Origin of the sequence: Novosphingobium sp. (assembly GCF_040398825.1) — a bacterium.
In the GTDB taxonomy this organism is placed as follows: Bacteria; Pseudomonadota; Alphaproteobacteria; order Sphingomonadales; family Sphingomonadaceae; genus Novosphingobium.
This window is the reverse complement of sequence record NZ_JBBATI010000047.1, coordinates 1-12,294: the sequence shown is the minus strand read 5'-3', so window position 1 is coordinate 12,294 and position 12,294 is coordinate 1. Positions and strand designations below refer to the sequence as shown.

Here is a 12,294-nt window from a genome sequence, read left to right as displayed (position 1 = left end):
TTACAAAATGTATTTCGACAGGTCGGCATTGCTGGCCAGGCTGGCCAGCCGGTCGGCGACATAGTCGGCATCGATCAGGACGGTGGTGCCGGTGCGGTCCTCCGCTTCAAAGCTGATTTCTTCCAGCAGCTTTTCCATCACCGTCTGCAACCGGCGTGCGCCGATGTTTTCGACGTTTTCGTTCACTTGCGCGGCAATCCGGGCAATTGCGCGAACCGCTTCGGGGGTGAAATCCAGCGTCACTTGCTCAGTCGCCAGCAGCGCGCTGTATTGTTCGACCAGGTTGGCGCGGGTTTCCGACAGGATGCGCACGAAATCGTCCTCGGTCAGCGCCTGCAATTCCACCCGGATCGGCAGGCGGCCCTGCAATTCGGGCAGCATGTCGCTGGGTTTGGACAAGTGAAACGCGCCCGAGGCAATAAACAGCACGTGGTCGGTTTTCATCGGGCCATATTTGGTGGCCACCGTGGTCCCTTCGATCAAGGGCAACAGATCACGCTGCACGCCTTCGCGGCTGACCGATCCGCCGCGCATGTCGCTGACCGCGATCTTGTCGATTTCATCGATAAACACGATGCCGTTGTTTTCGGCATTGGCCAGCGCGACGCGTGCGACATCATCCTGGTCCATGCGTTTTTCGGATTCTTCGTCGACCAGTTTTTCCCACGCTTCGGGCACGCGCAGCTTGCGGCGTTTGGTGGGTTTCCCCCCCATCGCCTTGCCCATCATTTCCGACAGGTTGATCATGCCGATCGCACCGGGCATGCCCGGCACGTCCATCGGCATGGCGGGGCTGTCCTCGACCTCGATCTCCACTTCGACATCGGTCATCGCGCCCTGGTCGATGCGCTGGCGGAAACTTTCGCGCGTGGCCTCGCTCGCGCCGTCGCCCACCAGCGCCTTCAGCAGGCGGTCCATCGCCGCCTTGCCGGCGGCTTCGCGCACGGCTTCGCGGCGGCGCGCCTTTTCCAGCCGGATCGCCTCTTCGGCCAGGTCGCGCGCGATCTGTTCGACGTCGCGACCGACATAGCCGACCTCGGTAAACTTGGTCGCCTCCACCTTTACAAACGGCGCATCGGCCAGCCGCGCCAACCGCCGGCTGATCTCGGTCTTGCCACAACCGGTCGGCCCGATCATCAGGATGTTTTTGGGGCTGACTTCGTCGCGCAGCGCCGGGCTCAGCCGCTGGCGGCGCCAGCGGTTGCGCAGCGCGACCGCAACCGCGCGTTTGGCGTCGCGCTGGCCAACGATGTGTTCGTCCAGCGCACGCACGATCGCCTTTGGGGTAAGCATGTCAGTCATGATTCAGCCAACTTCTTCACAAGCATCGGGCAAAAAAGTGGGAACCGGTTTTTTGCCACTAACGATGCGAAAACAAAAGGAACTGGAAGAGGTCGGGTAATCAACGATTACCCGACCTCTTCCAGCGTGACGCGGTCGTTGGTGTAAACACAGATGTCGGCGGCGACTTTCATCGCGCGGCGGGCAATCGCCTCTGCATCCGCCTCGTATTCGGTCAGCGCGCGCGCGGCGGCCAGCGCATAATTGCCACCCGATCCGATCGCCGCGATCACACAGCCATCGACCGCTTCGGGTTCCAGCACATCGCCATTGCCGGTCAGCACCAGCAGCGTTTCGGCATCGGCGACGATCATCAGCGCTTCCAGATTGCGCAGATATTTGTCGGTGCGCCAATCCTTGGCCAGTTCGACCGCGGCGCGCAGCAATTGGCCGCGATTGGCCTCCAGCTTGCGCTCCAGCCGTTCGAACAGGGTAAAGGCATCGGCGGTGGCGCCGGCAAACCCCGCGATCACCGGCCCGCGCCCGTCAGCGCCGGGCGCACCCAGCCGCCGCACCTTGCGCGCGTTGGGTTTCATCACGGTGTTGCCCATCGACACCTGGCCGTCGCCGGCGATGACGGTACGCCCGTTTTTGCGGACGCCGATGATGGTGGTTCCGTGCCACTGGATCAGGCCGTGGCTGGCCGCATGGTCATTCATGCGTGCCGATATGGGGGCCAGCGCCGGCGGTTCAATAGCAACCCGCCGGGCCGTGCATCAGGCCTTAGCTGCCGTTGGGTCCGGTGCCGCCACCGCCTCGGCCGCCGCCGCCGGTTGGGCCACCCTGCGCGCCGGGCAAGGCGCCGACGCTGCCGATATTGCCGAACAGGTCTTCAAAGAATGTACGATCGCGGCCCAGCGTTGGCGTCTTGTGCAGGTCGGGTTCGATGCGCACCGCACGTTCAACACCACCGCGCGTGACCATCTGCACATTGCCGGCGGGATCAAACCCTACCCGCATGATCGATCCACCCTGGATGCGCGGGCGGGTAAACGGCTTTTGCGCGGTGTCGAGCGAGACATAATACCAGGCGGACTGCCCGAACTGGCTTTTCAGCGTGGGCTGGCCCAGCGACCGTTCCACCGACAGGCGGTTGTCGACGCCCGGCAGCACCGATTGCGTCAGCGCCGGATCGACCAGATAGCCACGGTGATCGCGGATCGTGCTGCACCCGCCCGCGCCCAGCGCCAGCGCGCAGGCCAGGGCCGCCCGCAGCGATCCTGCACGCCCGCCAATGATCCACCCCATCCGCACTGCCATATCCTGCTGCGCTACCATGTCCTGCCGCACTACCATGTCCTGATTCCGCGCCACGTTTTGCACCTGTTTGCCGATCGTCCGCCAACGCCATTGCGCCGCTCGCCGGGCTTTTCATTCAATAACTGCACCGCAGGCCGTTTGCCTTCGCGCCCGGCGTGCCTATATCACCTGCCATAGGCAGCAAAGCGCGTATCCGCAATGGCGGGCTGCGCACGGCGAGTGGCTGGCGATGATTAGCCCATGACGAACAGGAACGGACCAGACACGTGAAGGCGATGATCGCAAAATGGCTGCGGCCCAGCCCCGACCCCCGCGCGGCACTGCGCCCGCTGTGGCTGCGTGTGGTGGAAATCGCGCGCGAAAAGGAATGGTATCGCGATTGCGGGATTGCCGACACCGTCACCGGGCGGTTTGACGCGATCACGCTGATCCTGGCGCTGGTGCTGATCCGGATGGAGCGCGATCCCGCGCTGATCGAACCATCGGTGCGGCTGACCGAGATCTTTGTCGAAGACATGGATGGCCAGTTGCGCAACGGCGGGGTTGGCGATCTGATGGTGGGCAAACATATCGGCAAGCTGATGAGCACGCTGGGCGGACGGCTGGGTGCCTATCGCGACGCGCTGGAATCGGGGGCAGAGGCCACCGCCGTCGTGGTCGCGCGCAATGTCAGCCTGATCGACGGGACCGATCCGCTGCTGGTGGCGCAGCGCGCGCGCGCATTTGCCGCGGGGCTGGCGCTGGTGCCGGGCCATCGCGTGCTTGAAGGTGAGATCGGCCGGTGAGTTCGGGACTGCCTGCACCCGATGGCGGCGAATTCGTGCGGATCATCGATGTCCGCCTGTTGCCTGCCGGGGTGCAGGATGTGACCGCAAATGCGACCGAATGCCGGCGGCTGGCCGGTCGGTTCGGGCTGACTGCGATCACCCGGCTGGTGGCCACGGTCACGTTTGCGAACACCGGCGACGCGATCACCGTGACCGGTCGCCTGCGCGCCGACGTAATCCAGGCCTGCGCCATTTCGGCAGAGGATTTTGACGTTGCGATCGACGAACCGGTCAATCTGCGCTTTGCCACGCCCGCTGAAAACGCGCCCGCCGACACCGAAATCGAACTGACCGCCGACGATTGCGACGAAATCGCGTTCGACGGATTGAGCTTTGACCTGGGTGAGGCGCTGGCACAGACTCTGGCGCTGGCGATCGACCCCTTTGCCGAAGGGCCAGAGGCCGATCGCGCGCGCGCCGAACACAAACTGGCCGGTGCAGCCGGCAATGGCGCGTTTGCCGCACTGGGCGCCCTGAAAATCGGCGAATGAGCGAGATCAGCACACAGGATACGGACCTGCACGCGCACGGCCCCGCCGCCCCGACGGATGGCCACCCCGCGCGCCCGGGTGGCCGCGATCTGACCAGCGGGCCGATCCTGTCCACGCTGTTCCGATTTTCCGCGCCGACGCTGATGTCCAACGTGCTGCAATCGCTGAACGGCACGGTCAATGCCATCTGGGTCGGGCGCATGCTGGGTGGCAGCGCGCTGGCCGCCACTGCCAACGCCAATGTCGTGATGTTTCTGGTGTTTGCCGCCACCTTCGGGTTTGGCATGGCCGCCACGGTCAAGGTGGGCCAGGCGTTTGGTGCGGGCAATGTCGATGCCGCGCGCCGCACCTTTGGCACATCGCTGGGGTTTTGCGTCGGGCTGTCGCTGCTGGTGGCGGTGATCGGCTGGTTTGGCGCGCCCGCGCTGCTGCATGCGATGTCCACGCCGCAGCCGGTCTATGTGTTTGCGCTGGCCTATTTGCGGGTGATTTTCATCGCCATGCCGGTGCAAATGATCACCGTGATCGTCGGCATGGCCCTGCGTGGATCGGGTGACGCGGTCACGCCGCTGCGGTTCATGATCCTGTCGGTCACGCTCGACATCGGGCTCAATCCGCTGCTGATCGGCGGGTTCGGGCCGATTCCGCCGCTGGGCATTGCCGGATCGGCACTGGCATCGACGATCGCCGCGACGGTGGCGATGGTGGCGTTCTGCATCGATCTGTATGCACGCAACCGGCCGATCCGGCTGAAGGGCCGCGAATTGCGCTATCTGATCCCGCACCGCGATGAATTGCGCTTTATCGTGACCAAGGGCCTGCCGATGGGCGCGCAAATGCTGCTGGTGTCGATGGCCGGGATCGTCATGGTCGGGCTGGTCAACCGCGAAGGCGCCACCGCCAGCGCCGCCTATGGCGCCAGCCTGCAGGTGTGGACCTATCTGGCGATGCCGGCGATGGCCATTTCGGCCGCGGTCAGCGCGATGGCGGCACAGACCATCGGCGCGCGGCTGTATGACCGGCTAGGCGCGATCACCCGCGCCGGGATCATCCTGAACGTGACGATGACCGGGCTGATGACACTGGCCCTGCTGGCGTTTGACCGCCCGGTGCTGGAACTGTTTCTGGGCGCACACAGCCCGGCGGTGCCATTGGCGCGGCATATCCAGTTCCTGGCGAGCTGGAGCTATATCCTGTTTGGCGTGACGATCGTGCTGTTCGGCACGATGCGCGCAGCGGGCACGGTATTGCCGCCGCTGATCGTGCTGGGCATTGCGATGTATCCCGGGCGGATGGGGTTTTACGCGCTGGCCTATCCCGCGCTGGGGATGGACGCGATCTGGCTGAGCTTTCCAGTGGGGTCGCTGATCGCGGTCATACTCACGTGGCTGGCCTATCGCTTTGTCGGGTGGCGCCCACAGGCGCCACTGGTCGCGGCGTTTCCTGATGCAAGGGCCAGCCCCGAACCGGCCTGAGTCTTTCGCAACAGAACTCCGTTAGACAAAGCCGCGCAAAGCGCGGCTCAAACCGCCCGCCCCGCCTCGCGAGCCCGACCACCAATGATACCATCATGCTGTGGTGGTCGGGCTCGCGAGGCGGGGCGGGCGGTTTGAGTTCACGTCAGTGAACTTTCGTATCAACGGCTCTGCGCGCGCCAGCGTTGGGTGGTGCGTTCCAGCATTTCCTCTTCACCGCCCGATTTGCCCCATTGTGTGGAGAACGACGGGTCGGCAGAGGCGGGGCGCAGTGCGACATCCAGATCATCAAACGACACGCGCATCGGGATCGACACGCCTTCGCCACAAACGATGCATTCGCGGTTGCGCAGCGCAGGGATGGCATCCATGAATCCGCGCGCACCTTCGGGCATGGCGGCGCGCACATGCGCCTGGTCGCGTTCGTTGTTCAGCCGCATGGCGATGATCGTGCCGCACTGCGACAGCACGCCTTCGGCCAGGTCGGACGGGCGCTGCGTGATCAGGCCCAGGCTCACACCGTATTTGCGCCCTTCCTTGGCGATGCGCGACAGCACGCGCGCCACCGATGATCCATCCGAATTGCGCTCGTTGGGCACGTAACGGTGGGCTTCTTCGCACACCAGCAGGATTGGGCGGGTTTCCTCATCACGCGCCCAGACCGCAAAATCGAACACCAGCCGCGACAGCACCGCCACCACGGTCGACGTGATTTCCGATGGCACGCCTGACACATCGATAATCGAAATCGGTTTGCCCTGCGCCGGCAGCCGGAACACCTGGCCCAGAAAATCGGTCATGCAATCGCCGACCAGCATGCCCGAAAACATGAACTGATAACGCGGATCGGCGCGGACTTCCTCGATCTTGCTGCGAATGCGCTGATAGGGGATCGATCCGGTGCCCTTGTCCAGCTTGCCCATTTCGTTCTGCAGGACGTTGACGAGGTCGGACAGCAGATAGGGTATTGGCGAATCGACGGTGATCTTGCCGATCGAGGTGGCCAGCCGGTTTTTCGACCGCGCCTGTTGCAGGCAGCGCGCCAGAATATCAGCGTCGACCACCCGGTCCGGCCCGCTGGCGGTCAGGAACACTTCGCAATGTTCTTCAAAATTCATCAGCCAGTACGGCATCTGCAGGTTCGATACGTCCAGCACCACGCCACGCGTGCGAAACGCCGAACAGTATTCGCCGTGCGGGTCGATCATGACGATATGGCCCTGGGGCGCGGCCTCGCAAATGCGGTGCAGGATCAGCGCGGCAGAGGTCGATTTGCCGGTGCCGGTCGAACCCAGCAACGCAAAATGCTTGCCCAGAAAACTGTCGATATACAGCCCGGCGCGGATGTCGCGGGTCGGGTGCACAGTGCCGATACCGACATTGGCGCGCCCGTCGCTGGCATAGATCTGGCGCAGATCCTGCCGCGTGGCGACATATGCCAGCGCGCCGGGCATGGGATAGCGGGTCACCCCGCGCCGAAACGCATAGATATTGCCGGTCAGCCGCTCGGTATCGCCCTCACCCAGAAAGTCGACTTCGGCCACCACACCGCCGTGCTGTTCATCGCGGGTGGCCTGGCGCAGCGTGCGCACCACACCCATCAGCCAGGTATGGCCGACCTTGATCTTGACCTGGCTGCCGACCTGCCCCGACATCGCAATCGACGGGTCCGCATCGGCCAGGCATTGGTCCAGCCGGTCGAGATCGAGCACCACGATCGCGGTTCCGCCCGAAACATCGCGCACCACGCCGATCGGCAGGCGCGCATTGTCAAGGCTGACCTGCGCTTCGTTTTGCGGCAAGGGGGGCATGGTGCCGGAACCGCTGTCGCCGTCGCTGTGCCCGCCAGCGGCCTCAGCCGGCTGTACGGGTTTGAACACGGCATGCCTGCTCATATCCGACATCGAAACCTTTCCCCCGCCGGCATACAACCGCCGACAACGCATGGCCTAGGCCAATAGCGGTTAAGACCAGCCTAACGCGTGTTGTCCGGTCGCGCTTCGCACGACACAAACCACCCGCCCCGCCACCCGCGACCAAGAGCACAAAACGTCCGGGGGACGTTTTTGCCGAGGAGCCGACCACCACGGCATGATGGTATCATTGGTGGTCGGTGCCCGACGAAAACATCGTGTTCGTCGCACAAGGAACGCCGGGCGGGGCGGGTGGTTTGACTGCACGTCAATGCATCAAATCACACCCGCGAAAACAGCCGCCCGGCGATCCAGCCCATGGTCACCGACAACAGCACCGCACACAGGCCATAGGCCAGCCCGGCATGCGCGGCCCGGTCGGCAATGAACCGGGCAAAGCCCTGCTTTTCGACGCGAATGCGGGTTATCCCCGATGCCAGCACGCGGCCCTGGCGGATGGCAAAGGTTTCGGCGGTATAATCGCCGGTGGGCACGCTGGATGGCAATGCGATGCGCGCCTGGTACAGCACCTGGTGGCTGATGGTGACCGCGCCGCTGTCTTCGTGGTACAGGCCCATGTGCTGCATATGCGCGACCAGCCCACGGGCAAAGTGCTGCTGCTGCGCCGGGTCGATCGACCCGATCGGCGACAGTTGCAACCAGTCGAGCCCGAGTTCATAGATCGACGCGGTGCGCGCATCGACGATCGCGGCCACCGGTCGCGACGATGCGACCGCAAAAAACCCCGGGGCAGACCGGAACCGGCTGCTGACCGCATTGACCCATACGCCCGCCACCTTTTGCTTTTCGCGCACGACCACTGCGCGGGGCGGCCCTTCGACCACCACCACAATGTCATAATCACGGGCAACCGCCCGGCCTTCCGGCGTCAGGATCGCGCCGTACAACAGCAGATCGGCGCCGGTAAAACCCTGTTCGACATGGATGGCGTGCTGCGAAACTTCGGGAACCAGCACCGGTGCCGCCGTATCGGCCGCAAGCGTCGGTGCGGTGGCGGCGCCCAGCATCAGCACCGCCGCGGCCAGCCCTGCGCGCCACCGCGATGCCGCGCAGATCATTGCACCACCACGGTATAAATTTCATCGGGTTGCCAGCCCAGCCCCAGCGCCATGCGCACCGCCACCGCCAGCACGATCAGCGCCAGCACCAGCCGCAGCACATCGGGTTTGGCCTTTTGCGCCAGAAACGCGCCGACTTGTGCGCCCAGCACCGACCCGATCAGCAGCAGGCTGGCCAGCACCAGATCGACCGCGCGCGTGGTCAGCGCGTGCATCATCGTCGTCGCCATGGTCACGAACAGGATCTGGAACAGCGATGTGCCAACCACCACCGTCACGCCCATGCCCAGGATATACAGCATCGCCGGCACCAGGATAAACCCGCCGCCGATCCCCATCAGCATCGTCAGCATGCCGGTCAGCACCCCCAGCAGCAGCGGCGCCAACGGCGAAATATACAGGCCGGAACGATAGAACCGCCAGCGCAGCGGCAGGCTGGCGACCAGCGGATGGTGTCGCCGGCGCCGCGCCGGCAACGCCGCGCCAGTGCGCCGCGCGCGCACCGCGCGAAACGATTCGACCGCCATCAGCGACCCGATCGACCCCAGCATGATCACATACAGCAGGTTGATCACCGTATCGATCTGGCCGAGCGCGGCCAGCAGCCGGAACAGCAACGCCCCCAGCCCGGTGCCGATCACGCCACCCGCGACCAGCACCGCGCCCATCTGATAATCGATTCCGCCGCGCCGGGCATGCGCCAGCGCGCCCGATACGCTGGCCCCGGTCACCTGGCTGGCGGCCGAGGCCGCAGCCACGGTGGGCGGCACGCCATAGAATATCAGCAGGGGCGTGGTCAGAAACCCGCCGCCGACGCCAAACATGCCCGACAGCACGCCGGTCAGCGCGCCCAGCGCGACAATCACCCAGCCATTGACGGCCAGGTTGGCAATGGGAAGGTACACATCCACGTTGCCGCGCACGCTACCCCAATCCGGCGGGATTGGGAATCGCGACCGGGCATTAGTTTGCGTGAAACTGCAGCAAGGGTGCCATTGATCGCTTTTTGCAATCATTGAGGCCATACTTATGCGCTACGCCTGTCAGCATCCATCCGCTAAGGCCGGTTCTCACCCCAACCAGACAGGAAACAGACCATGCCGGGCGACAACTCCAAAACAGCCCTCATCGACAGCCTCAACGGGCTGCTGGCCGATCTTTTCGCACTGTATCTGAAGACCAAGAATTTCCACTGGCACGTTGCCGGGCCGCAGTTCCGCGATCTGCACCTGCTGTTTGACGATCATGCTACGCAGCTGTTCGCGCTGACCGATGTGGTGGCCGAACGCGTGCGCAAAAACGGCGGGGCCACGCTGACCTCGATCGGCGCGATCGCCGCGCACACCACGATCGCCAATGACGATCGCGCCGGGCTGGACGCGATGACCATGGTCCGCGTGCTGCGCGATGACACGGTCACGCTGATCGCGCGCATCCGCGCGGCCAAGGCGGCCGCCAATGCGGCCGGCGACAACGCCACCGATGGCGCCAGCGATGACTGGACCGACCAGGCCGAACAGCGCGCGTGGTTCCTGACGCAGATCCTGGGGGGCTGAAGCTCAGCCAATCGTGCCGGGCGCGTCCACCGCGCCCGGCGCGGCCTCCTCAGTCCGCAGCGCGCAGGGCCGCAGCCGCGCGTCGAGCAGTGCGGTCAGCCGGTCGGGATCATGCACAGTGGCCAGATCGGCGATCAGCGCCGCGCGCGCCTGCGCCAGGTCGGTGCGCGCATCGGCCACACTGTCGGCCTGCGCCAGCGCCACGCGCAACCAGCCCTGTGCCAACAGGTCCAGCCGGTCGATGGTGGCGCGATCGGCCGGATCGGGGTTGGCCGCCCCCAGCAATCCGGCCAGCACGGCTTCCCCCGCCGCGCAATCAATCGCCCGGGCATAGCCTGGCGAAGCATCCTGGCGCTGGCCAGCCGCCGCCGGTGTTGCCATGATCAGCGATGTTGCCGACAATGCCACCGAAAATGCCGCTGACAGGATCATCCGTGTGAAACCCTTTGTTACCCGTAATCGTGCCGACCATGGCAGAGCGCAGGCGCGGCTGTCGAGCGGCAAGGACCGGCGGATTGGCCTGCGTTTCGCCCTGGCACAGGTGCGCGCGCAAATCTTGCCAGCGCGCCTGACGCCATGACGCGGCGGCGGGCCGCCGGCTTTGGCGCCAGGTTTGCCGATCGCGTGGTGGCCCGTCTGCCGGCCGGATGGCACCGCGCGCTGCTGCGCACAGTGCAACCGTGGCGCTTGTGGCTGTGGGGCGTGCTGCGGCAAGAGGTTGAAGGGATCATGGTGCTGGGCTTTGCCGACGATGGCCGGCTGTTGCTGGTCCGCCATTCGTACCACTTGGCCGAACACTGGCTGGTGCCGGGCGGCGGGCGGCTGCCGGGCGAAGACGCGCCCGCGGCAGCATCGCGCGAAATGGCCGAGGAAACCGGCTGCACGCTCCACGATGCGCGCACCGTGGCACAGCTGTTGCGCACCATGCCGGGCGGGTGGACCAATCGCATCACGCTGGTGGCCGGGCGGATCACCGGCACGCCGCGCGCCGATGGGCGCGAAATCAGCGCGGTCACCTTGGCACCACCCGACGCGCTGCCCGCCGCCACGCACGAAGCGGTGCATGCCTATCTGGCGCGCTGGCGCGAATGGGCGGGATCAAAAGGGTAACGCGCCCTGCCCGTCGCCCAGGCCCGCGCCGATCGCATCATCGCTATCTGCGCCGGTTCCAACCACTGCGGTTTCCAGCGCCGACAGCGTCAGGCCCATCAACCGCACCGGCTGGCGCAGCGGCAACAGCGCATCCAGCAGTTCGCGGCCCAGCGCGGCAAATTCATCCAGCCCGGCCACCGCCCGTGGCAATGACCGGGCGCGCGTAATCGTCTGAAAATCAGCGGAGCGCAGCTTCAGCGTCACCGTCCGCCCGCGCGCGCCGGCCTTTTCCACACGCGCCCAGACCAGCGCGGCAATATCGGCCAGTGCGGCGCGCAACGCCGGGCCGGTGCCGATATCGATGTCAAACGTGCGTTCGCCGCCCACCGATTTGCGTGGCCGGTCCGGCTCCACCCTGCGCAGATCGATAGCGCGCGCAGCGCGGTACAGATAATCGGCCTGCGCCCCGAAATGCACGCGCAGCACGTCGAGCGGGATCTGTACCAGATCAGCGCCGGTCGCCACGCCCAGCGCCGCCATCCGTTCGGCCCCGCGCGGGCCAACACCGTGGAACCGCGCCACCGGCAGCCGCGCGACAAACGCCGCACCTTCACCCGGGCGGATCACGCACAGCCCGTCGGGCTTGTTCTGGTCCGACGCCAGCTTGGCCAGAAACTTGTTGTACGATACCCCCGCGCTGGCGGTCAGCCCCGTCTGCGCCGCGATCCGCTGGCGAATACGTGTCGCAATGCGCGTGGCCGAACCGACCCCGCGATCATCGGCGGTCACATCCAGATAGGCTTCATCCAATGACAGCGGTTCGACCAGCGCGGTATAATCGCGGAAAATTTCATGAATCTGCCGGCTGACCGCGCGATAGACATCGAACCGCGGCGGCACGAACACCAGCGCAGGGCACAGTCGCGCGGCGCGGGTTGATGGCATGGCCGACCGCACGCCAAAGGTGCGCGCCTCATAACTGGCCGCCGCCACCACGCCGCGCGCCGCCGATCCACCCACCGCCACCGGCCGCCCGCGCAGATCCGGGTTGTCGCGCTGTTCCACGCTCGCGTAAAAGGCATCCATGTCGATATGGATGATCTTGCGAAATCCGGACACGAATCCGCTATCAACATGATCGGGCCCTTGCTCCATTGGAGAGTCCTTAAACGAGGTCGCGCTGCGCGCGACTCAGACCCCGCGCCCCGCCTCCCCACCCGACCACCATAGCATGATGGTATCATTGGTGGTCGGGTGGGG

At 65.5% G+C, this 12,294-nt stretch carries 14 protein-coding genes; 6 read left to right on the top strand and 8 right to left on the bottom strand.

What is annotated here, in order from left to right:
* From hslU to bamE, 3 genes are all read right to left on the bottom strand, one after another.
* Entirely contained in the window at positions 1-1,302 is a 1,302-nt protein-coding gene (gene hslU / locus ABWP89_RS17020) for an ATP-dependent protease ATPase subunit HslU (RefSeq protein WP_353230812.1), read from the bottom strand.
* A 107-nt stretch (positions 1,303-1,409) separates the two neighbouring features.
* Positions 1,410-2,000, bottom strand: coding sequence for an ATP-dependent protease subunit HslV (gene hslV / locus ABWP89_RS17015; protein WP_353230810.1), 591 nt, complete (start codon positions 1,998-2,000; stop codon positions 1,410-1,412).
* A 64-nt stretch (positions 2,001-2,064) separates the two neighbouring features.
* Positions 2,065-2,589 carry an outer membrane protein assembly factor BamE domain-containing protein gene (gene bamE / locus ABWP89_RS17010; protein WP_353230842.1) on the bottom strand — a complete coding sequence of 175 codons (525 nt, stop codon included), beginning with the start codon at positions 2,587-2,589 and terminating at the stop codon, positions 2,065-2,067.
* A 287-nt stretch (positions 2,590-2,876) separates the two neighbouring features.
* On the opposite strand from bamE, the gene ABWP89_RS17005 reads away from it, so the two are divergent.
* Genes ABWP89_RS17005 through ABWP89_RS16995 form a run of 3 tightly spaced genes read left to right on the top strand, consistent with a single transcriptional unit; the run spans position 2,877 to position 5,394 of the window.
* Positions 2,877-3,386, top strand: a complete 510-nt coding sequence (locus ABWP89_RS17005) for a ubiquinol-cytochrome C chaperone family protein (RefSeq protein ID WP_353230841.1) — start codon at positions 2,877-2,879, stop codon at positions 3,384-3,386.
* The gene (locus ABWP89_RS17000) at positions 3,383-3,919 is read left to right on the top strand and encodes a YceD family protein (RefSeq protein ID WP_353230809.1); all 537 of its coding nucleotides are present in this window, start codon (positions 3,383-3,385) and stop codon (positions 3,917-3,919) included. Before ABWP89_RS17005 ends, ABWP89_RS17000 begins: the two co-directional genes overlap by 4 nt.
* Positions 3,916-5,394 (top strand): MATE family efflux transporter, encoded by a 1,479-nt coding sequence (locus tag ABWP89_RS16995; protein WP_353230807.1) that lies wholly within the window; start codon positions 3,916-3,918, stop codon positions 5,392-5,394. Before ABWP89_RS17000 ends, ABWP89_RS16995 begins: the two co-directional genes overlap by 4 nt.
* A gap of 161 nt (positions 5,395-5,555) precedes the next feature.
* Here ABWP89_RS16995 and ABWP89_RS16990 read toward each other — a convergent pair whose 3' ends face one another.
* The 3 genes from ABWP89_RS16990 to ABWP89_RS16980 all read right to left on the bottom strand — a co-directional run bounded on the left by ABWP89_RS16990 (position 5,556) and on the right by ABWP89_RS16980 (position 9,297).
* The gene (locus tag ABWP89_RS16990) at positions 5,556-7,298 is read right to left on the bottom strand and encodes an ATP-binding protein (RefSeq protein WP_502915319.1); all 1,743 of its coding nucleotides are present in this window, start codon (positions 7,296-7,298) and stop codon (positions 5,556-5,558) included.
* Positions 7,299-7,588: 290 nt separating this feature from the next.
* Complete coding sequence (locus ABWP89_RS16985; RefSeq protein ID WP_353230838.1) at positions 7,589-8,335, bottom strand: TIGR02186 family protein; 747 nt, start codon at positions 8,333-8,335, stop codon at positions 7,589-7,591.
* 47 nt (positions 8,336-8,382) lie between these two features.
* Positions 8,383-9,297, bottom strand: a complete 915-nt coding sequence (locus ABWP89_RS16980) for a sulfite exporter TauE/SafE family protein (RefSeq protein WP_353230837.1) — start codon at positions 9,295-9,297, stop codon at positions 8,383-8,385.
* A gap of 186 nt (positions 9,298-9,483) precedes the next feature.
* Between ABWP89_RS16980 and ABWP89_RS16975 the strand changes: the two genes are divergently transcribed.
* Positions 9,484-9,942 (top strand): Dps family protein, encoded by a 459-nt coding sequence (locus ABWP89_RS16975; protein WP_353230805.1) that lies wholly within the window; start codon positions 9,484-9,486, stop codon positions 9,940-9,942.
* A gap of 3 nt (positions 9,943-9,945) precedes the next feature.
* On the opposite strand, the gene ABWP89_RS16970 is transcribed toward ABWP89_RS16975, so the two are convergent.
* On the bottom strand, positions 9,946-10,323 hold the full coding sequence (locus ABWP89_RS16970) for a hypothetical protein (RefSeq protein ID WP_353230804.1): 378 nt from the start codon (positions 10,321-10,323) through the stop codon (positions 9,946-9,948).
* Between ABWP89_RS16970 and ABWP89_RS16965 the strand changes: the two genes are divergently transcribed.
* Both ABWP89_RS16965 and ABWP89_RS16960 read left to right on the top strand, forming a co-directional pair.
* A complete protein-coding gene (locus ABWP89_RS16965) occupies positions 10,322-10,522 on the top strand; it encodes a hypothetical protein (RefSeq protein ID WP_353230802.1) in 201 nt (66 codons plus the stop codon). The two genes, ABWP89_RS16970 and ABWP89_RS16965, sit on opposite strands and share 2 nt — an antisense overlap.
* Positions 10,519-11,052, top strand: coding sequence for an NUDIX domain-containing protein (locus tag ABWP89_RS16960; RefSeq protein WP_353230801.1), 534 nt, complete (start codon positions 10,519-10,521; stop codon positions 11,050-11,052). The genes ABWP89_RS16965 and ABWP89_RS16960 overlap by 4 nt, the downstream gene beginning before the upstream one ends.
* On the opposite strand, the gene dinB is transcribed toward ABWP89_RS16960, so the two are convergent.
* The gene (gene dinB / locus ABWP89_RS16955; RefSeq protein WP_353230800.1) at positions 11,041-12,189 is read right to left on the bottom strand and encodes a DNA polymerase IV; all 1,149 of its coding nucleotides are present in this window, start codon (positions 12,187-12,189) and stop codon (positions 11,041-11,043) included. The two genes, ABWP89_RS16960 and dinB, sit on opposite strands and share 12 nt — an antisense overlap.
* Positions 12,190-12,294: the final 105 nt, after the last annotated feature.